This window comes from Roseovarius sp. M141, from assembly GCF_024355225.1.
Lineage (GTDB): Bacteria > Pseudomonadota > Alphaproteobacteria > Rhodobacterales > Rhodobacteraceae > Roseovarius.
On the sequence record NZ_VCNH01000008.1, the window covers coordinates 1,036,305 to 1,055,368 of the forward strand.

A 19,064-nucleotide genomic window follows, 5' to 3' on the forward strand; every position below is an offset into this window, starting at 1 on the left:
GGATCCGAACTGCACATAAAGCTCCCGTATGCGGAAGCCAGATCATCGGGTGCATGTGCAGATAAGATGAATTCCTAGGTGGTTGGTCGCGCGACGTGGCTTGCATGGCAACCGTGGTTGTCAATGAAAGCCGCCGCAGGTCGAGTAAGTCGGAGTCCGCGCATGCCTCAGGGTGTGCCCTGGCATGGCGCCCAAGCTGGTCGCGAGTGATTTACGCGGATGGGTGCTGCTACACTAGCAGTTTGGTTATCTGGCAAATATCGTGAGCCTGTCCGCCAGATATTTCACTAGATCGCCTACAGTTGCGACGCATCAGAAAAGTCGTGGCGCGCTCTGCAAGAGTGTGAGGGCAACGGACCCGGCGGATTGAACCTGAAATGCCTTGATTTGATCACGTATCAGAAAGCGTTCGATCACCGCATCCTGAATGGCAGTGTCCGATAAGGCGCTGAGGCTATCCAAGCCCAATTGCCGTTTGGCGCGATCTGAAAACTCGGCAACTTGTGTGTCTAGATCGGCTTGGGCAAAACTCGGTGGGAGGCCGAGCGCTGTCTCAAATACTTGACGCATCGGGGGGTTGCCCATGATTTTGAACCAGCGTGTTTCATCCGTGCCGGTTTGCTTGGCGATATCTGGCATGTTGCGCTTGGCATCCATCGCCAGACGCATGCTTTGGTCCTGATTACCGACAGCGACCTCGAATTCCAGCTGCCGAAATCGTGCTGTAATGCCACGTGCCCAAGACGAACTGCCGGTGCGCGCGCCGCCGATATTGCCATAGCCGAACGCTTTGGAGAATTCGCGGTATCGAACATCCGAAAGCTTGTTGGCAAGCGCGTCGGTGTCTTGTGTCCCGCCCTCCAAAATCTTGCGAACGAACGCATTGCTATTCAGATCGTCGCTTAGTCCAAACGCACCGAGCGCAACCCGCAAAAGGCGGCGATCCGATACCAAGTCTTCGGTGCCGTGCGGGCTTGTGCAATATTCTTTTCAAAATACTCGGTATCACGGCGGATCTCCGGGGTTCTTTCGAACGCTTTGGTTTGCTGTCCGAGGGTGCGGTTTAGAAAGCTCCAGCCAGTCAGACCGCCAGCGGCAAGAGCGGGCTGGAAGGTCATGATGCGTGTCGAGCGAGCAGCCTATCCTCGCGTCCAAGTAGATTACGCAACGATTTCAGGCATTGATAAAATTGACCGTCCAGAACCGATTGGGTCGCTTGCGCCAAGTGACTACGGCTGTCGGCATCGGTCAGGATCTGGCTCAGTTCCTCTATGCGACGCAGGAGGGGCAGGCGGGCGTCATCGGGATCAGCATCCCCTGACAGAACCAACTGCGCGGCATAACAGACACGCCGGACGGGCGTCGTGGCGTGTTCCGGGTGTATCGCGTCGCGGAGGCGCAAAATGTTCGCTTCGGGGGTGACAACCGAAAGGCGCGATCGCTTGTCGCCATTTTCAATCACGGCGCCGTTTATCAAAACACGCTCTTTTGGCCCGAGCTTGAGGACAAGGCCGCTCATGTCGCGTCACTCCTGTCACGAAGGCCGCGCATGACGGCGGTGTTGATTTCTATCAGTGCATCTGCGCTTGCGGTGCGGTTCAGCACCTTTCGGCTGTGTTCATCGGTAAACTCTGCAAGATAGAAGATGCGCGCGCGCAATTCCTTGGGCAGAGGATTGTCCTGATCGGCGACTTCTGTACCGAAAAGAGTCCACATGCTGCGATTGTCGAGAATTGCTCCGGCCAGCTCTTTCATGTCCAGCGGCTCGCTTTCGGCGGCTGATTTCAGACGGTGAGTAATGCGCGCTACTGCGTCATATTCCGTCCCGCGTAGGGTCCGAATCGAGTGATTGGTCTGTCCATAGGCATTCTGCGCTTGGCGAATCGCGTTCACAAGTTAGTCCTTCCGGAAATTTCGATCTTGGGCTGAGGGATCAGGGGTGCCGGTTGGGCACCCCTGACAGGATTATCAGCGGAACAGCGACAGGATCGCCTGTGGTGCCTGATTGGCAATTGACAGCGATTGCGTCGACAACTGCTGCTGGACCTGAAGGGCCTGCAGGCGGGCCGACGTTGCCTCCATATCGGCGTCGACGAGGGCGCCGATGCCGGATTTCATGGCGTCCGTCAGCTTCGAGACGAAGTCACCCTGGTCGGAGATACGCTTGGCTGACGCACCCAAGGCTGCGGCCCCATCGACTGCGGTCTGGATATGGGCCTCAAGCGCCGTGATCGACGTTTCGGCGTTTGCTGCGCTGTCGACCAATACATCAGTCAGAACCAAGTTGGCTGTGAAATCAACCGAATCGACAGTGATGTTGCTGGCGGCAACCGCACCGGCGTTGTCGCGGTCAATAGACGAGAGGACAGTAATGCCGGTCGCAGCGACACTGGAGTCGAGCAGATTCGCACCATTAAACTGCGACGCGCCAATGATTGACGTGATCTGCGCCTTCATCTCATCCACGTCCGCAGTGAGTTTGGCGTAGTCGACGTTTTCGCCGGTTGCGGCGACCACTTTTTCCTTCATATCCTTCAGGATATTGGTGATCTGTTCGGCACCGGCTGAGGCCACGGCCACGGTTGATTCGCCCAACGCCAGAGATTTCGAAATCGCCTTGAAACCGCTGACATCGGATTCCATCACCTTTGAAATCGCCCAGATGGCCGAGTTATCCTTGGCTTTGCCGATTTCCTTGCCGGTTGAGATCATGTCCTGAGTCTTGCCCAGGTTGTTGTTGACTGATTTCAGGGTTTGCAATGCAACCATTGCGCTGTTGTTTGTCAGAATGCTGGACATAGCATTTTCCTATAGCTTGCGGCGCTTTGCGCCTGTTTCATGTCCCGCCTCGGATTCGAGGCGGTTTTCAAATGTCATTCTGACCCGTGCAGCCATTTCGTTTATGCTGCGCCATCCAGATCGGATGCAGGCTTAGAATGGGCCGATATGTGCTAATGGAATGCTAAGGCAGCCCTTTATCTCAGTGGCATTTGAGGCAAATTAATGTCAGGCGCGCTTTTCCATCTTGTGTTCGATGATGCCGGGAACCTCGGATTTGCGACCGCTTTTGTCATAGGTTTCAAGGTTGCGGCGAATCCTGCGAACGGCTGCCATGCGCGCGGCGACCTTGCGGATGCCTTGTAGCGCACCGTCCAGTAATTCCTGATTTCGGGCGAGCTTTCCCTTCAGGTCCAACATGTCCTCGCGCGATTGTGGCGCTTGCGTGTTCAACTGATCAATCAAAGCTTCCTTGCGCTGGAGAAGTGCAGAAATTGCCTCAAGGTCGCCGTCCAGCAATGCGGCGCGTTCCCGATCCAGGAGGGTATTCAGATCATCTATCAGTGTGTGAGTGACCTCATTTGTCATAGGACGCCTCCATCATTGATTGGTAAAAGGCATCGGCGAGGCCCAGCCCCCCAGCCTTGACCATTTCGTCGGCCAGGGCCTGCCTTTGAAAGGATGCAAATTGTTCCTCGCCAATGCCGCCAGAAAAATTTGCATTTTTGCCAAATCCAGCGGATTTCAACATCTCCGCCAGAAAGGTCGCCTCTAGTTTCTGCGCGGTTTCCCGTGCCGAGGGTGGCGTCACCCGTTTGGCATGCGGTTGGACTGCCTGCGTCGCCGTGAATGGTAAAGTTTCAGTCATGGGAATACCTCGAATTTATCGTACTCGGGGCCATTTGACCGCAAACCGGTAAAGAAGCAGTAACCAGAGTTTGAGAAGATGCCCCTCACAAGGAAGAAAACCCGGAGGGGCGCATGCTCGGCTTTCTATCGACATTCAATCCGTCCTCAGCCCGGTCGGGGCTTGGTGCGGCGCCTGATGGGACCGTGAAAGGCAGCGAGCCGCAGAAGGCTACCAAAGCTGTAAAAGGGGCAGATTCCACCGATTTCCAAGCGGCTTTTGCGAAAGCCAATACGACGCGTCCGGGGATGGCTGATGTATCCCAGCAGAAAGCGGTGGGCGACAGCCTGGCGCGGGGCGAATCGGCTTCGGCTGTGCAGGACGGCTTGGAAATTGATGAAGCGGATTCACTGGATCCCCCTGATCCTGACCAGGAAGAGGTGGCCGATGATGTAGCTCAGGCAGGCCAGATGAATTGCGAATTGGGTGAACCTGCATTTTTCACAACGACGCCGGGCGGCCCAGCCCAGTATGCTGATGATACACGCGGTGACAGTGATTTAGGGCAGGATGCGTCTAGATTGATTTCCGTGAGTCCCAGTAACAGCAGTGCGGAAATGGGCGGGGTGGCACATGGTGGCGCGTCTCAGACAGCTCTGCCTCAGCAAGATCAGATTGTTTCATCGCCGCAGGCTGTTCTTCGCGGCAATGCAGATAGAACCCGGTCGGTGTCTGACTGGCGCACGGCTGACCTCTTACCTGTCGTAAATGCCGGCACTCCTCCTGTAAAATTGGACGCCACCATCACGGCGCTGCCGATTTCAACCCGCGATGGACCGACCATTGCCGACGAAATCACGGCCCCGGGCGGTGCGATCGCAGGCCTGCCGTTTGGGGCGCAGTCGTCAGAAGATGTCCCATTGCCTGACAGGAGCAGTGCGACGAATGATGCAAGCCCCCGTGCGGTGAGGACTACGGCGCCGGACATGATGCGTAGTCTGGCACCCGCGCCGCCGGAGCCAGTGGTTGCTGCCTTTGCTACGGACTCGGCAGAGAGCGAAGAGGGCGGGGGATCAGCTATCATTGTGAATGACCCGGCGATATCCGGCGATCCACGTCCTGCGCCGACTACGACCGCCGAGCTGCGTATGCCCGCGGTGGCAGGCGGAAGCACTCCGCAGATGGCGCGCCATATTGCAATCCAACTCTCCGAAGCCGCCGGGAAGGCTCTAGACAAGCCATCGGACCTGACATTGAGCCCATCCGAGTTGGGCCGTGTCCGAATCACTCTGACGCCGGGTGATGGCGGCATGGTGGTGAGCGTAAGTGCCGAACGACAGGAGACTCTGGACCTCATGCGCCGCCACATAGACATATTGGATCAGGAGTTCCGCGATCTTGGCTATGGCGGGACCGACTTCACCTTTTCCAGGGAGGGAAGCGAGGCGCGCAATGCCGGAGTGGACCAATCTGGTGACCCCTCGCATGCGGATGAGGTTTTGAACACCGGCACCGTGGGTTTCCTTTCGCAGAGCGCGCCTGGCGTGACCACTGACCGTCTTGATATTCGCCTTTGAAAAGGACCAGAAATGGACATCACCTCCCCCACTACCGGCGCCGCTACACCCAGCGCTTCGAGCGGCAATCCTGCGTCCGCCGTCGCAGAGGCCGGGACGACGTTAAATTCGGATTTTGAGACATTTCTCAAGATGTTGACGGCGCAGATGAAGAATCAGGACCCGCTAAACCCAGTTGACTCGACTGAATTCGCATCGCAACTCGCCGCATTCTCGACGGTCGAACAGCAGGTGATGACAAACGATCTGTTGACGGGTCTTGGCCAGCAACTGGGTGTGCTTGGCATGGGGCAATTGCAGGGGTGGGTTGGCATGACAGCGCGGGCCGAGATGCCAGTTGTCTTCGACGGATCGCCCGTATCGCTGACGTATACTGCATTGCCTGGCGCGGACCTTGCCCAGATGATGGTGCGCGATTCCAGCGGCAGCATTGTCCAGCAACAGGGCGTGCCGATCGCGGGTGGTGATTTTGTCTGGAAGGGTCTGGGTGAAGACGGCACACCGCTGCCCGCAGGCACATATTCGATTTCAGTCGATTCATTTCAGGGGCAGGACGTTCTGGGATCAACGCCGGTCCAAAGTCAGGCGCGAATCATTGAGGCGCAACTATCGGGTGGTTCCACACTTCTTGTAATGGAAGGGGGGCAACGCGTATTGGCGGCTGATATTCTCGGGTTGCGCCACCCTGCATAAAATCTCTGATACACTCGCAATATCCCTGCATTACTGGCGGGTAAGACGAAACTGTTAGTGGTGTAGTTGGCCGCAAACCTCCTCCAGATTGTGTAGGGTTCACCCCACAAAAGGGCGGGCGATTGAAGGCGCGATTCACAAGCGAGCAGGTCATATAGATGATCAAGGCGCAGGACGCCGGTGAGAATAGCGCTGACGTATGTCGGTGGCATGGGACCAGTTCTGCGAGATATTAAAGATACAGGCGAGGTCTGGCGGTGATGGAGCCGTCTGACGCGAATCGGCTGATGGTCTTGGGGGAAGAGAACGACAAGCTGAAGAAGGCAGGGCGAATGCCTCGCTTTCGTGCGTGTAAAATACGCTGCCAGATAGCGGATGGCTGCCTGAACGGAACGTTGCTGGGCACGAAACGTGGAATCCGATGGGCGACTGGCGGGAAGTTTACTATCGGAACAGGTCAGATTCTGCCTTTGGCCAACTGTCATCCATGAAGCTTCCGCTAAGTATAGTGAAAGCCAAAATGGCGGCGTCAAGTCACTGATTGAACCCCGATGACTCTGTGGAATCTGGAAGATGCCTGGGCTCAGGTCACACTTTATACGCGACCCCATGTCGGATTTTGGTGCAGAAACAACACACGCATAGCGTTAAGTCATGGAAAGGAAATAGCTTTTTATAGAGGTCGTGGTGCGTCCGTCAAATAAGGGTGGTTTTACGGAGATCGTGCCAAAAACAGTTTTATTTCGGACTCCGCTGTGTAATATCTGCTTTGAAGCCACACGGACATTCGTGGAGGCAAATGAAGAGGAGCTAGTTATGAAAAAGATTTCGACTTTTGTGGCAGCCGCTGCTGTCGCCGTTGTCGCTGCTGCGCCCGTTGTGGCACAGGACGTCAACGCAGACCCGTTCGTTTCGTCGCAAGGCGCAATGAACGTGTCACCCGCACTGGTTGCTGCTGGTCTTGCCGTTGGCATCATCGCGATTGCTGCGATCGATTCGAGCGACGACACCTGATCGGATCCGCGATTTTTCGCGATCTAGTCGAAAAGGCGGCCCTTTCGGGGTCGCCTTTTTTATGCCGACGGTGGCGCGGCTATCGTCGTGTCGATAGCGTCTGAACAACATAGGCGTCCAGAGTTGCGACTCTCAGAATGCTACCGGGCGTCAGCGCAGCTTCTGGATTGTCAGGTATTGAGCTGATGGGCTGTGCCATTGCCGCGATTGTGTGATTAGGCCGTCTGCCGTCACCTGATACGTGTTGGTGAAATCAGTACCATCGCCCTTGCAGGTTTCACTGACATGGGTGATCCGGGCGTTCGTTTCGGTGATACGCACGGTGCATGCGCGAACCTCGGCAATGGTCAAGTCTTCGCCATCCAGATAACGCGTCACGCGCTGCGCCGTACCGGCCTGCCGGGTAGAGACGAGGGCGCGCACCGCTTCGATATCGGAAGACATGATATCGTTGCCCAAACCGCGTGTGGCCGACACCATCCCGCCACGTAGGGTCACAGTACGCCGGTCTGCCGTGCCGTAGGTGTCGTAGCCGCGGTTCTGCTCCAGCTTTTGCATGACGGTGACGGCCTGCCGTTCGGGAATCACGAGCAGTATCAGGGGCGCGTCGGTTGCCGCCAGCGCCTTGGCTACATCAGCGGCGATTCGCTGCGCGCTGGGGGCGGGCGTGGCTTTGCGTCCTTTCAGGATCGACTTGGTAAATGTGCCCGCCGTCACCTGATCGTCGGGCGCGTTCGAACAGCCCGCGATCATCGTCAGGCAGGCGAGTCCTAGGGCAACACCGCGCACCGCATTCATGACGCTCATCTCCAGAACCTCCCCCAGGTATTGGCCAGTGACAACGCATCTGTTTCCTTGATCAGATCATAAATACGACCGTCGACATCCAGTCGCGCGCCGCCATCGCGTGACAGGGACTGCAGGGTCGTCTTCGACGTCTGTATCGTCGGCGTGCCCACACCCCAGGCAAAGGGAACCTCGATCCGGATACCCTTATCGAAGGATCCTTCGCCGAAGGTGGCCGAACTTACATCGGTCTTGGTGACGTAGGCGCCTATGCTCCAGCCATTGGCAAAAACACGGTCTACCGCCAAGGTCGCCCCAAAGTCGCCGGCCAGATACCAGCCAACGTCCAATTGCCCGTGAAAGCCGTAGCCAACATCGTAATAGGCCGATGCGTGGCCGTTCCATTCGGGGATGACGCCACCCGTCGTATTGCGTGTGCGCAGACCCAATCGTTGGTCGAACTCGCGCGGCTGGACATAATTCAGTTCGGCCCCAAGGCCGAGGCGGCTGTCGACCGGCTTCCATAGGATCTCGGCCGAAGCGCCGGCATACATCCGTTCGATATAGCCAACCGTGAAGCGGCTGTAGAAATCCTTGGCCGGGCGCCCGTATTTCGACAGGGTCAGGTAGTCAATCGTCGGCGTGTTGGTCTGCGAATAGAACGCCACGTTCGAGCGGACCCGCGGCAGGCCCGACGTACCGGGCAGAGGCACGTCGTCCAAGTCGCCCAAGAGCTTTTGCGAGATCGAGCCGGATGCGACCCAGCCGGGCGCAAAGTGATATTTTGCACGCGCCTGAATACCCGCGTTGGCGCGCACGGGGTTGTCAGGATCAAACACGCTGAGGCGCAGGAAGGGGCCGATGGCGTATTCAAATCGCGGATAGGCATCTTCAGCCAGGGTGATGCCGTCCGAATAGCGCAGCCCGTCGGCGATGTCGGTGCGCGCCAGCATGTCAACGGCGGGCGCATTCTCCAGCTGCTCCAGATCGGAGCGGTTAAACGTAACCGAGCCGGCTGGCTGCCCCTGCACCATTTGCGTGATCGTGAACACCTCGACCGAGGCGGGCAGGCTGCGTGTCATCGCCCGCGCCGTGCGGCCCAAAGCCTCTGGGCGCTGGCCATAGCGGTGGTTGCGAATCTGCACATTGGCGCGGGTGGCATCCATATCCATGCCGTGTAGCGCGATACCCTCGCGTTCCAGCAGTGATGCCAGGGTTGCTCGCGCGCCGCTCTGGCGGGTGCTGTCGGTGGTCCAGCCCAGATCGGCCGCAGAGCCGGGCGCGCGCGGCGCGACAGGCAACGGCGCGCCCTCGGCTCCGCCCTTGATCGCGGGGCTGCGCGGGTTCAGAGATACCGTTACCGATGCGCCCACCTCATCGCCATAAAGCGAATAGGCGCTAAAACTCAGCGCGTCGCTGACGGTGTAGCTGGCCTTGAAGTTAAATGATGACTTGCGATTGATGTTGCCGTCGCGCTGTTCACGGTCATAGCCGTCGGACGAATACTCAACCCCAAAGCTGAGCTTGTCAGTGGCCGCATAGGACAGGCCGGCAAAGGCTGCGACATCGCCGCGGAACCAGCGGTCATAAGTTGGGATTCCGCCCTCACCCAGCAGGGTCTTGGGCCGGGTGCCGGTGCGACCAAAGCTGTTGTGGCTGCCGAACCGGCCCCAGCCGATACCGCCCGTCACCCGCAGCCGCGAGTTGAAGGTCTTGGTCGCGACCAGATATTCGCCGCCATAGAGGCCGGTGCCGATGAAATCCTGCAGGCCGATGGCAATAGCCGGGACATAGCGCCCTTCGTTTACCAGGCGATAGCGCAGGTCGAAGGAGCGATCGTAGAGCGTGTTGAAAGTCGGCCGCCCCCGATCGGGCATGATGCCACCGATGCCCGAATAGCGAAAACTGGCAGAAAGGCGCGGCAGCACCTGAAAGGTCAGCGTCGTGCGCGTCGTCGAACTGTTACCTGCCCCGTAGAACGACACCGTCGTCGACAATTGCGCATCGGGGGCCATTTCGGCGGTCGGCATGTCGATCAGACCGCCGGGCGTGCCGTAGATGTTGGTTTGCGTTGTGATCTGATTGCCTGCTGGACGGTCCGGAGCAAGGCTCGAGTTCAGTTCTTCCGCGGTTAGAGCTTGGGCCGCGAGGCTCGCGGGGCTCAGCATGAAGGTTGCCACCAAGGTGGCAGCAATGGGCTGTTTGCAGATCACGGGCGTCCCTCGGCAGCGTAGAATTTTCCGCACAATAGGGATGGCTCTGCTGGAACAACAGGGCAATTGGCCGAGTACAGCGTTATTTCGCAGGATTGTGGCCGCTACGCACACGCATTATCCCAAATGGGCCAGCGCCGTTGCCAGTGCGGCCCCCGCTGCCAGCCCGCCGATGCCCCATGTCGCCAGATCGCGGCGCCTGCGCCGTCGAGGTTCGGGCGGGGGGCTGGACTGGCGCATCAGCGCAGCTTCGACCAACTGCGGCATGCGCGGGCCGAACCGGGCGAGTACCATCAGCGTCTTGCCCATGCTCTGGGCCATGGCACGCGGACCCAGGCTTTGGCGGATGTAATCCTCGACCACGGGCTTTGCGACCTGCCAGATGTTGATCTGCGGGTTCAGCGACCGCGCCACGCCCTCGACCACCACCATCGTGCGTTGCAGCAAGATCAGCTCGGTCCGTGTTTCCATGCCGAAACGTTCTGTGACTTCAAACAGATAGCTCAGCAGGCTGCCCATGCTGATGCGGCTGGCATCCATGCCGAAAATCGGTTCGCCCACCGCGCGCAGGGCGCGGGCGAATTCATCGACGTCGCGGTCGGCAGGCACGTACCCGGCCTCGAAATGCACTTCTGCGACACGGTGGTAATCGCGTTTGATAAAGCCATAGAGGATCTCGGCATAGACCCGGCGGGTGTATTCGTCGATATGGCCCATGATGCCGAAATCATAAGCGATGATGTTGCCGTTTGGCGCGACCTTCAGGTTGCCCTGATGCATGTCGGCGTGAAAATACCCATCGCGCAGCGCATGGCTGAGGAACAGTTGCAGCACCCGGTCGCCCAGCACCGTGCGGTCATGACCGGCCGCATCGATTGCGTCATTGTCGCCCAGCGGCACGCCGTCCGCCCATTCCATCGTCATCACGCGGCGGCTGCACAGGTCCCATTTCATGCCGGGCAGCTGAAAACCCTTGTCGTCCTTGGTGTTGGCCGCAAATTCCGAGGCCGAGGAGGCCTCGAGCCGCAGGTCCAATTCGCCCATGACGACGCCTTCGAAATGGGCGATGATGTCGGTCGGGCGCAGGCGCCGGGACGAGGGCGAGAGGAATTCAATCACGTTGGCGGCAAAGTAGAAGGCGTCGATATCCACGCGAAACGCGCGCTCGATACCGGGGCGCAGGACTTTGATCGCCACCGCTTCGCCCGTGTCCCTCAGCCGCGCCTTGTGGACCTGCGCGATGGAGGCGGCGGCGACGGGCGGGCTGAAATCATCGTAGATCGCCTCGACCGGCAGGCCCAGTTCGGACTCGATGCTGGCCTTGGCGGTTTCGGTCGGGAAGGGGGGCAGCTTGTCCTGCAGCACGCGCATCTGCGCGGCCAGATCGTTGCCCACAAGGTCGGGTCGGGTCGACAGGATCTGCCCGAACTTGATGTAGGCCGGCCCCAATGCCGTCAGCGCACGCGGCGCGGGCGGCACGGATGGATCGCCTTCGACGCCCAGCCATTTGAACGGCCACGCGATCAGACGCAAGGTGGTGCGCACAAGCGGCGGCGCATCCATCGCGTCCATCACGACGCTCATGGCGCCTGTGCGTTCCAACGTGGCGCCGGTTCGAATCAGGCGGATGATATTGTGCGGACCGCGCATTTCCTACAGCTTCCAGCCGGAATGAAGGCAGGCAATACCCAGGCTCAGGTTGCGATACTTGGCATTGCCGAAACCGGCCTGTTTCACCATGCTCAGAAACGTATCTTGATCTGGAAATTTACGAATGGATTCGACAAGGTATTGATAGCTGTCGTGGTCCCCCGCAATCGCTTGGCCCATGCGTGGAATGATGTTGAAGCTGTAGAGGTCATACGCCTTTTGCATCATATCATTCGGGATCTGGCTGAATTCCAGCACCATCAGCCGCCCACCGGGACGCAGCACGCGATAGGCCTCGTTCAGCGCCTCTTGGGGGCGTGTCACGTTCCGGATGCCAAAGCTGATCGTGTAAACGTCGAATGCATTGTCGTCGAAGGGCAGGGCCATCGCGTCGCCCACGATCCAGTCGAGGCTGTCTGCCATTGCCTCGGCCTCGGCGCGTTTGCGGCCCTCGATCAGCATCGGTTCGGTCAGGTCCAGCACCGCGGCATGGCCACTGCCGGCGCGCTTCAGAAACCGGAATGCAACGTCGCCGGTGCCGCCGGCAACGTCCAGCAGGCGCTGGCCGGGGCGCGGCGCCAGCCAATCCATCATCGCGTCCTTCCAGGCGCGGTGAATCCCGAGGCTCATCACGTCGTTCATCACGTCATACTTGCTTGCGACCGAACCAAAGACGCCGCGCACGCGGCCCGCCTTTTCGTCCTCGGGGATGTCCTGAAATCCGAAATGGGTGGTTTTCTCGTTCATCGCTCTTGCCTTGCGCCTGTTCTGGGCCTTGTTATAGGGCGCAGCCGCGCAGACACAATGCGGCGCGGTATCCGAAAGGCGCCCACATGCCGGAATTGCCCGAGGTCGAGACAGTTCGCCGCGGCCTCGCCCCCGTGATGGAGGGGGTCGTCATCTCGCAGGCCGATGTGAACCGGCCCAACCTGCGCTGGCCTTTTCCGCCCGATATGGCGGCGCGGCTGACCGGGCAGAGGGTGCTGGGCCTGCGGCGGCGATCAAAATACATTCTTGCTGATCTGGACACGGGCGAAACGCTGCTGATTCACCTTGGCATGTCGGGGCGCATGTTGGTTTCCGGCGATCCGCTTGGTCAGTTCGTGCATGACCATCCCGCGCCGGAAAAACATGACCATGTTGTGTTTCACATGGAAAATGGCGCCCGCATCACCTTCAACGACCCGCGCCGTTTTGGCGCGATGGATCTGTTTGCTACGACCGGAGCGGACGATCATCCCCTGCTGTCAAAACTGGGGCCCGAGCCGCTGGGAAACGCCTTTGACGAGGCGCATCTGGTCTCTGCGCTGGCAGGGCGGAACACACCGATCAAATCGGTATTGCTGGATCAGCGCATCATCGCAGGCCTTGGGAATATCTATGTGTGTGAGGCGTTGTTTCGTGCCGGTATTTCGCCGCGCCGCAAGGCTGGACACATTAGTGCGCGCCGCGGTGCCGCGTTGGTGCCGATCATCCGCGATGTACTGCGCGATGCAATCGAGGCGGGCGGATCGTCCTTGCGCGACTTTCGGCAAGCAGACGGAGAATTGGGGTATTTCCAGCACAGTTTCGACGTTTACGGGCGCGAGGGGCAGCCGTGCAGGCGCGACGGTTGCGACGGAACGGTCGGGCGTATCGTGCAGTCCGGCCGCTCCAGCTTCTACTGTGGTAAGTGCCAAAGATAGCAATGAGAGGTTGAACCGCGCGGCTTCAGTGGTAAGACTGCCTGTCTGACAGGAACAAGCGAAAGCATATTTCATGGCCTATGAGACGATCATCGTCGAAGTAGAAGACCACGTCGCCCAGATCACCCTGAACCGCCCCGACGCCCTGAATGCGCTGAACGAACAGCTGCTGGGCGAATTGGTCAGCGCACTCGGGGAGGCGCAGAAAAACGACAAGGTCCGCTGCATTATCCTGACCGGATCGGACAAGGCTTTCGCGGCGGGCGCTGACGTCAAGATGATGTCGGACAAGTCCTTTGTCGAAATGTTTACGGAAGATTTCTTTGGCTCGCAGCATGATGCGATCACCCGTATCCGCAAACCGATCATCGCCGCCGTGTCCGGCTATGCGCTGGGCGGTGGCTGCGAATTGGCGATGATGTGTGATTTTATCATCGCGTCCGATACAGCCAAATTCGGCCAACCTGAAATCAACCTTGGTATCATGGCGGGCCTTGGCGGATCGCAGCGCCTGACCCGCTTCATCGGAAAATCCAAGGCGATGGACATGAACCTGACGGGCCGATTCATGGACGCCGACGAGGCCGAGCGTTCGGGGCTGGTCAGCCGTGTCGTGCCGGTCAAGAAGCTGAAGGAAGAGGCGCGCGGCGCCGCTGCCAAGATCGCCGAGAAATCGATGATTTCGGTTATGGCCGTCAAGGAGGCCGTGAACCGCAGCTATGAGACGACCCTGACCGAGGGTCTTTTGTTCGAGCGGCGCGTGTTCCACTCGTTGTTCGCGACCGAAGACCAGTCCGAAGGGATGGCGGCGTTCAAGGAAAAGCGTCAGGCGCAGTTCCGGGATAAATAGGGCGGAACGGTCGGAGTTGGGGTATCGCAACGCACCGCGCCTGTCCGTCACGCAGATCTACACGGTAAAACAGGACGGCGACGTGGTTAATGTGGTCGCTTGCGTGATTCCCTGCATTTAACTTCCGTCCCAGACGAGCATCCGCGACTCGCCCAGCCTATAAATTGTGCTTGCAGACGTGTGCGGCACTATTTGTTGCGGGATTTCGTGACGTGCCGGGGAATCAGGCGCAGTTTGGATGAGCGTGCACTGCGGGCGTGGCTTTATGCGGTTGCATTTTGCAATGTCTGGAAGTATTGACCGCCGTCATACATGCGCGTGATGCCCGCTCAGGCAAGAATCGTCTCCGGCCCTGTCCGAAGACCCGGACGGTGTCGTCACGCATGAAATTTTGTAAACGACACCAGATCAAGGGTTAGATTCATATGGCAAATACGCCTCAGTCAAAGAAACGCGCACGTCAGAGCGAAACACGTCTGGCCGTGAACAAGGCGCGCCGCTCGCGCATCCGTACATACCTGCGCAAAGTCGAAGAGGCGATCGCCTCGGGTGACAAGGAGGCGGCCACCGCAGCCCTGCGCGCGGCCCAGCCCGAGCTGATGCGCGGCGTCACCAAAGGCGTGTTCCACAAGAACACCGTTGCGCGCAAGATGTCGCGCCTGTCCAGCCGGGTCAAAGCGATCGCTTGATCTTAACGCATTGTTAATATTTGTTAAAAGGGCGTCCAATATGTGGCGCCCTTTTGCTTTTCAGTGGGTCGGACACGCTGAAAGATTCTTTTCACGCAAAATCAGAGTCAAGACATAAGATCGGTTGCCGCCGCTCAGGCCGAGTTGCTAACTTGAGCCTACGATTCACGCTTGGGGGGACAGGCTGATTCCGGTGGCGGGCCTTTGGGGGGGCCGCAGATCGGCGTCAATTCGGGAATATCCCGGCATGTCCAAATAAAGTATACCGACGATCGTTACGCATGGACCGGAATCCCGGTCGTGCGGGCGTATTATGTCGTGCCTGACATCCGTCCTAAATGGACCGGAGGGCCTGCTGCGTCGTTGCAGCGGGGCGGGTAAGCTTTGTCTTCGGAGTGGGATCGTTTCGTGCGCCGGGCCACAGTTGGCCTCGCGTGTTCAAGTGAAACGTATGAGTTGCGGAACGGACAGGCATGACACAGGATCAATGGGGTAGGCTTAAGCAGGATCTTCTCAAGTCGGTCGGCAAAAGCAATTTCAAGAGCTGGATCGAGCCGCTCGAGCTTTCTCACATGGATGAGGGAGTCGCGACCTTTGCCGTGCCGACCAGCTTTGTCGGCAACTATGTCTCGCAGAAATATGGCGATCAGATCCTCTATCATGTGCAGAGCGTCGCGCCCGAAATTCGCCGCGTGCATTTTCAGGTGCCGCACAATCAGGCCGGCCGCCCCGCGCCCGCCCGCGCCGCTGCTGCGCCCGCCCCGCAGGCCGCCCGGCGCGACCCGATGATGCCCGCCGCGCCGCTGGACAAGCGGTTCAGCTTTGACACTTTCGTCGTCGGCAAGCCGAACGAGTTGGCCCATGCGGCGGCCAAGCGCGTGGCCAGCGGCGGTCCCGTTATGTTCAATCCGCTGTTTTTATATGGCGGTGTCGGTCTTGGTAAAACGCACCTGATGCACGCTATTGCGTGGGAACTGTCCCAGCGCCAGCCCGAGTTGAACGTCGTGTACCTGTCGGCCGAGCAGTTCATGTACCGTTTTGTGCAGGCCCTGCGCGAGCGTAAGATGATGGATTTCAAATCCATGTTCCGCGCGGTCGACGTGCTGATGGTCGATGATGTGCAATTCATCGCCGGCAAAGAAAGCACGCAGGAGGAATTCTTTCATACGTTCAATGCTTTGGTAGACGGCGGCAAGCAGATCATCATCTCTGCCGACCGCGCCCCCGGCGAGATCGAGAATCTGGAAGAGCGGATCAAGTCGCGCCTGCAATGCGGCCTTGTCGTAGATTTGCATCCCACCAATTACGAGCTTCGCCTTGGTATCCTGCAATCCAAGGTCGAATATTACCGCACGCAATACCCCGGTCTGACGCTGGCCGATGGCGTGCTGGAATTTCTGGCCATGCGCATCACGAAAAACGTCCGCGTTCTGGAAGGCGCGCTGACCCGTCTCTTTGCGTTCGCGTCGCTGGTCGGACATGAAATCACGCTGGAGTTGACTCAGGATTGCCTGGCCGATGTGCTGCGCAGCAGCGAGCGGCAGGTGACCATCGAGGAAATTCAGCGTCAGGTATCGGACCACTTCAACATCCGTCTCAGCGATCTGATCGGACCCAAGCGTGTGCGTATCTTTGCCCGCCCGCGCCAGGTGGCAATGTATCTGGCCAAGCAGATGACATCGCGCAGCCTGCCTGAAATCGGACGCCGCTTTGGCGGGCGCGATCACACCACGGTCATGCACGGCGTGCGCCGTATTGATGAGTTGCGCGTGACCGACAGCCAGATCGCCGAGGATCTGGAACTGCTGCGCCGCACACTGGAGGCGTGAGCCGCGCCGCCCCTTTACGGGCGGGCGGCGCTTGACGATATGTGTTTTCCACATAAAAAGTGCATTAACCGCTTGCGCCGCAAGGCGGTGTTGATACCGTGCCAGTCCCGGCGCGGCGTCGGTATCTTTCAGGGAGGATGGGCATGAAGCTCAGCATCGAACGTGGAACACTGCTCAAGGCCGTCGCGCAGGCGCAATCGGTCGTCGAGCGGCGCAATACCATTCCGATCCTCGCCAACGTGCTGATTGAGGCCGACGGCGAAACCGTCAATTTTCGCGCCACCGATCTGGATATCGAGGTCAGCGACAAGGCCCTCGCGCAGGTTGAACGCGCGGGCGCGACGACCGTGTCGGCCGTGCTGCTGCACGAGATCGTCCGCAAGCTGCCCGACGGCGCACTGGTCACGCTGGCCGATGATGGCACCGCCGGGCGTCTCACGGTCGAGGCGGGGCGCTCGAATTTCAACCTTGCGACGCTGCCGAAAGAGGATTTTCCGGTCATGGCGTCCTCGGAATACGCCAGCAACTTTTCGGCCAAGGCACCGGTGTTGCGGCGGCTTTTCGACAAATCGAAATTTGCCATCTCGACCGAAGAGACGCGCTATTACCTGAACGGCGTTTACATGCATGTGGCCGACGCCGAGGGGCGCAAGGCTCTGCGCTGCGTGGCCACGGACGGCCATCGGCTGGCGCGGATCGACGCCGATCTGCCGGAAGGGGCCGAAGACATGCCCGGCGTGATCGTCCCACGCAAGACCGTGGGCGAGCTGCGCAAGCTGCTGGAAGATGACGATATGATCGTCGCCGTATCGGTCAGCGAAACCAAGGTCCGCTTTGCCACGCCGAACATCACGCTGACATCCAAGGTGATCGATGGCACATTCCCCGACTACACCCGCGTCATCCCGCAGGGCAACACCCGCAGGATGGAGGTGGACGCCGCCGAATTTGCGCAGGCCGTCGACCGTGTGGCCACCGTCAGCAGCGAACGGTCCCGCGCAGTCAAGCTTTCGCTGGACGAGGACCGTCTGATCCTGTCGGTCAACGCCCCTGACAGCGGTGCCGCCGAAGAGGAGCTGGCCGTCGCCTATGGTGACGAGCGGCTGGAAATCGGGTTCAACGCGAAATACCTGCTGGAAATTGCCAGCCAGGTGGATCGCGAAAATGCCGTGTTCCTCTTCAACTCGGCCGGTGATCCGACGCTGATGCGTGAGGGCAATGATGATAGCGCGGTCTATGTCGTCATGCCGATGCGCGTGTGACGCAGGTCAGATTTGAGTATTTTTGGAACATTGAAAGCCGGTAAGTGACAGGTCTGCATCTGTCATCGCTCGGTCTTTCACATTTCCGGTCGCATAAATCGGCGCTATTGGCGCTGGACGGGAGGCCTGTGGCCATTCATGGGCCGAACGGTGCGGGAAAGACCAATCTGATCGAGGCGGTCTCTCTGTTTTCCCCAGGACGCGGTTTGCGGCGCGCAGCGGCGCAAGACATGGTCCGGCGGCCCGAGGCGCTGGGGTGGAAAGTGTCCGGTATCTTGCAGTCGCAAACCCGCGTGCATGAGGTCGAGATCTGGGCGGAGGATGGCGGCGCGCGCCAAGTTAAAATCGACGGCAAGGCAGCGGCGCAACTGGCGCTGGGCCGGATTGCGCGGGTTTTGTGGCTGGTGCCTGCGATGGACCGGCTGTGGATCGAGTCGGCCGAGGGGCGGCGGCGGTTTCTGGACCGGGTCGCGATGAGTTTTATCCCCAGCCATGCCGAGGCGGTCCTGGATTTCGAAAAGGCCATGCGCGAGCGCAATCGCCTGCTCAAGGATCAGGTGCGTGATGCACATTGGTATCAGGCGCTGGAAGCGCAGATGGCGCGCAGCGGCGCCGAGATCGACGCAGGGCGGCGTGCAGCGCTGGTTGAATTGCACCGCGCGCAGGCGGAGGCCGAGACGGCCTTTCCTGTGGCTGAGTTGGAGTTGACGGTGACCGATGGCGAAATGCCGGGCAGCGAAGCGGATTATGGAACTGCATTGGCCGAAAGTCGGCTTCGCGATTTGATGGCGGGGCGCACATTGGTCGGGCCGCACCGGGCGGACCTATATGGCGTTTACGCGGCCAAGGGCGTGTCGGCGCGCGATTGTTCGACCGGGGAACAGAAGGCGTTGCTGGTGTCGTTGATCCTGGCCAATGCGCGGGCGCTGGCCAAGTCGTTGGGCGCGCCGCCGATCCTGCTGCTGGATGAAGTTGCGGCGCATTTGGATGCGGACCGCCGCGCCGCGCTGTATGATGAGATTTGCGCGCTTGGTGCGCAGGCGTGGATGACGGGAACGGGGCCTGAACTATTTGCAGAGCTTGGCGCGCGGGCGCAGCATGTCGAGGTGACGGATGAGGCTGGGCTGTCCCGCGTCGCTGCGCTTTAGTACGGGGCGGAAATCGGCGCATAGCTGCGTGACATCCCCCGCT

20 protein-coding genes are annotated in these 19,064 nt (G+C 59.5%); 9 read left to right on the forward strand and 11 right to left on the reverse strand.

Annotated features, from left to right (window positions below; all coding sequences use genetic code 11):
• Nucleotides 1-312: 312 nt before the first annotated feature.
• The 7 genes from FGD77_RS09155 to FGD77_RS22435 all read right to left on the reverse strand — a co-directional run bounded on the left by FGD77_RS09155 (nucleotide 313) and on the right by FGD77_RS22435 (nucleotide 3,529).
• On the reverse strand, nucleotides 313-933 hold the full coding sequence (locus FGD77_RS09155) for a DUF1217 domain-containing protein (RefSeq protein WP_255008764.1): 621 nt from the start codon (nucleotides 931-933) through the stop codon (nucleotides 313-315).
• Nucleotides 903-1,118, reverse strand: coding sequence for a hypothetical protein (locus tag FGD77_RS09160; protein ID WP_255008765.1), 216 nt, complete (start codon nucleotides 1,116-1,118; stop codon nucleotides 903-905). The genes FGD77_RS09155 and FGD77_RS09160 overlap by 31 nt, the downstream gene beginning before the upstream one ends.
• Nucleotides 1,115-1,519 (reverse strand): flagellar biosynthesis repressor FlbT, encoded by a 405-nt coding sequence (flbT, locus tag FGD77_RS09165; RefSeq protein WP_255008770.1) that lies wholly within the window; start codon nucleotides 1,517-1,519, stop codon nucleotides 1,115-1,117. Before flbT ends, FGD77_RS09160 begins: the two co-directional genes overlap by 4 nt.
• Entirely contained in the window at nucleotides 1,516-1,893 is a 378-nt protein-coding gene (gene flaF, locus FGD77_RS09170; protein WP_255008774.1) for a flagellar biosynthesis regulator FlaF, read from the reverse strand. The genes flbT and flaF overlap by 4 nt, the downstream gene beginning before the upstream one ends.
• A 75-nt stretch (nucleotides 1,894-1,968) precedes the next feature.
• Nucleotides 1,969-2,799: a flagellin gene (locus tag FGD77_RS09175; RefSeq protein ID WP_255008776.1), complete on the reverse strand. Its 831-nt coding sequence runs from the start codon at nucleotides 2,797-2,799 to the stop codon at nucleotides 1,969-1,971.
• Between the two features lie 207 nt (nucleotides 2,800-3,006).
• Nucleotides 3,007-3,297, reverse strand: coding sequence for a flagellar protein FlgN (locus FGD77_RS09180; protein ID WP_255008778.1), 291 nt, complete (start codon nucleotides 3,295-3,297; stop codon nucleotides 3,007-3,009).
• 58 nt (nucleotides 3,298-3,355) lie between these two features.
• Nucleotides 3,356-3,529, reverse strand: coding sequence for a rod-binding protein (locus FGD77_RS22435; protein ID WP_369682714.1), 174 nt, complete (start codon nucleotides 3,527-3,529; stop codon nucleotides 3,356-3,358).
• Between the two features lie 230 nt (nucleotides 3,530-3,759).
• Between FGD77_RS22435 and FGD77_RS09190 the strand changes: the two genes are divergently transcribed.
• The 3 genes from FGD77_RS09190 to FGD77_RS09200 all read left to right on the forward strand — a co-directional run bounded on the left by FGD77_RS09190 (nucleotide 3,760) and on the right by FGD77_RS09200 (nucleotide 6,909).
• Entirely contained in the window at nucleotides 3,760-5,202 is a 1,443-nt protein-coding gene (locus tag FGD77_RS09190) for a flagellar hook-length control protein FliK (protein ID WP_255008782.1), read from the forward strand.
• 12 nt (nucleotides 5,203-5,214) lie between these two features.
• Nucleotides 5,215-5,895, forward strand: a complete 681-nt coding sequence (locus tag FGD77_RS09195) for a flagellar hook capping FlgD N-terminal domain-containing protein (protein WP_255008794.1) — start codon at nucleotides 5,215-5,217, stop codon at nucleotides 5,893-5,895.
• Between the two features lie 816 nt (nucleotides 5,896-6,711).
• Complete coding sequence (locus FGD77_RS09200; RefSeq protein WP_255008796.1) at nucleotides 6,712-6,909, forward strand: hypothetical protein; 198 nt, start codon at nucleotides 6,712-6,714, stop codon at nucleotides 6,907-6,909.
• A 150-nt stretch (nucleotides 6,910-7,059) separates the two neighbouring features.
• Here FGD77_RS09200 and FGD77_RS09205 read toward each other — a convergent pair whose 3' ends face one another.
• The 4 genes from FGD77_RS09205 to ubiE form a co-directional block, all read right to left on the reverse strand.
• The gene (locus FGD77_RS09205; RefSeq protein ID WP_255008798.1) at nucleotides 7,060-7,716 is read right to left on the reverse strand and encodes a YjbF family lipoprotein; all 657 of its coding nucleotides are present in this window, start codon (nucleotides 7,714-7,716) and stop codon (nucleotides 7,060-7,062) included.
• Nucleotides 7,713-9,908: a YjbH domain-containing protein gene (locus tag FGD77_RS09210; protein ID WP_255008799.1), complete on the reverse strand. Its 2,196-nt coding sequence runs from the start codon at nucleotides 9,906-9,908 to the stop codon at nucleotides 7,713-7,715. The genes FGD77_RS09205 and FGD77_RS09210 overlap by 4 nt, the downstream gene beginning before the upstream one ends.
• A gap of 117 nt (nucleotides 9,909-10,025) precedes the next feature.
• A complete protein-coding gene (gene ubiB / locus FGD77_RS09215) occupies nucleotides 10,026-11,558 on the reverse strand; it encodes a 2-polyprenylphenol 6-hydroxylase (protein WP_255008801.1) in 1,533 nt (510 codons plus the stop codon).
• Nucleotides 11,559-11,561: 3 nt separating this feature from the next.
• Entirely contained in the window at nucleotides 11,562-12,305 is a 744-nt protein-coding gene (gene ubiE, locus FGD77_RS09220) for a bifunctional demethylmenaquinone methyltransferase/2-methoxy-6-polyprenyl-1,4-benzoquinol methylase UbiE (protein ID WP_255008804.1), read from the reverse strand.
• 86 nt (nucleotides 12,306-12,391) lie between these two features.
• On the opposite strand from ubiE, the gene mutM reads away from it, so the two are divergent.
• The 6 genes from mutM to recF all read left to right on the forward strand — a co-directional run bounded on the left by mutM (nucleotide 12,392) and on the right by recF (nucleotide 19,021).
• Nucleotides 12,392-13,243, forward strand: coding sequence for a bifunctional DNA-formamidopyrimidine glycosylase/DNA-(apurinic or apyrimidinic site) lyase (mutM, locus tag FGD77_RS09225; RefSeq protein WP_255008806.1), 852 nt, complete (start codon nucleotides 12,392-12,394; stop codon nucleotides 13,241-13,243).
• Between the two features lie 73 nt (nucleotides 13,244-13,316).
• Entirely contained in the window at nucleotides 13,317-14,093 is a 777-nt protein-coding gene (locus tag FGD77_RS09230; RefSeq protein WP_255008808.1) for an enoyl-CoA hydratase, read from the forward strand.
• Between the two features lie 425 nt (nucleotides 14,094-14,518).
• Nucleotides 14,519-14,782 (forward strand): 30S ribosomal protein S20, encoded by a 264-nt coding sequence (rpsT, locus tag FGD77_RS09235; protein WP_255008809.1) that lies wholly within the window; start codon nucleotides 14,519-14,521, stop codon nucleotides 14,780-14,782.
• 473 nt (nucleotides 14,783-15,255) lie between these two features.
• The gene (gene dnaA, locus FGD77_RS09240; RefSeq protein ID WP_255008811.1) at nucleotides 15,256-16,611 is read left to right on the forward strand and encodes a chromosomal replication initiator protein DnaA; all 1,356 of its coding nucleotides are present in this window, start codon (nucleotides 15,256-15,258) and stop codon (nucleotides 16,609-16,611) included.
• A 143-nt stretch (nucleotides 16,612-16,754) separates the two neighbouring features.
• Nucleotides 16,755-17,873, forward strand: a complete 1,119-nt coding sequence (gene dnaN, locus FGD77_RS09245) for a DNA polymerase III subunit beta (protein ID WP_255008812.1) — start codon at nucleotides 16,755-16,757, stop codon at nucleotides 17,871-17,873.
• Nucleotides 17,874-17,917: 44 nt separating this feature from the next.
• Entirely contained in the window at nucleotides 17,918-19,021 is a 1,104-nt protein-coding gene (recF, locus tag FGD77_RS09250; RefSeq protein ID WP_255008815.1) for a DNA replication/repair protein RecF, read from the forward strand.
• Nucleotides 19,022-19,064: the final 43 nt, after the last annotated feature.

Excerpts from the sequence above, each read along its gene's own strand:
- dnaA (WP_255008811.1), top strand. The coding sequence starts at position 15,256 with ATGACACAGGATCAATGGGGTAGGCTTAAGCAGGATCTTCTCAAGTCG.
- dnaN (WP_255008812.1), top strand. The coding sequence starts at position 16,755 with ATGAAGCTCAGCATCGAACGTGGAACACTGCTCAAGGCCGTCGCGCAG.
- FGD77_RS09190 (WP_255008782.1), top strand. The coding sequence starts at position 3,760 with ATGCTCGGCTTTCTATCGACATTCAATCCGTCCTCAGCCCGGTCGGGG.
- FGD77_RS09230 (WP_255008808.1), top strand. The coding sequence starts at position 13,317 with ATGGCCTATGAGACGATCATCGTCGAAGTAGAAGACCACGTCGCCCAG.
- FGD77_RS09175 (WP_255008776.1), bottom strand. The coding sequence starts at position 2,799 with ATGTCCAGCATTCTGACAAACAACAGCGCAATGGTTGCATTGCAAACC.
- FGD77_RS09195 (WP_255008794.1), top strand. The coding sequence starts at position 5,215 with ATGGACATCACCTCCCCCACTACCGGCGCCGCTACACCCAGCGCTTCG.
- ubiE (WP_255008804.1), bottom strand. The coding sequence starts at position 12,305 with ATGAACGAGAAAACCACCCATTTCGGATTTCAGGACATCCCCGAGGAC.
- FGD77_RS09205 (WP_255008798.1), bottom strand. The coding sequence starts at position 7,716 with ATGAGCGTCATGAATGCGGTGCGCGGTGTTGCCCTAGGACTCGCCTGC.
- FGD77_RS09160 (WP_255008765.1), bottom strand. The coding sequence starts at position 1,118 with ATGACCTTCCAGCCCGCTCTTGCCGCTGGCGGTCTGACTGGCTGGAGC.
- mutM (WP_255008806.1), top strand. The coding sequence starts at position 12,392 with ATGCCGGAATTGCCCGAGGTCGAGACAGTTCGCCGCGGCCTCGCCCCC.
- flbT (WP_255008770.1), bottom strand. The coding sequence starts at position 1,519 with ATGAGCGGCCTTGTCCTCAAGCTCGGGCCAAAAGAGCGTGTTTTGATA.
- rpsT (WP_255008809.1), top strand. The coding sequence starts at position 14,519 with ATGGCAAATACGCCTCAGTCAAAGAAACGCGCACGTCAGAGCGAAACA.
- ubiB (WP_255008801.1), bottom strand. The coding sequence starts at position 11,558 with ATGCGCGGTCCGCACAATATCATCCGCCTGATTCGAACCGGCGCCACG.
- FGD77_RS09200 (WP_255008796.1), top strand. The coding sequence starts at position 6,712 with ATGAAAAAGATTTCGACTTTTGTGGCAGCCGCTGCTGTCGCCGTTGTC.
- FGD77_RS22435 (WP_369682714.1), bottom strand. The coding sequence starts at position 3,529 with ATGTTGAAATCCGCTGGATTTGGCAAAAATGCAAATTTTTCTGGCGGC.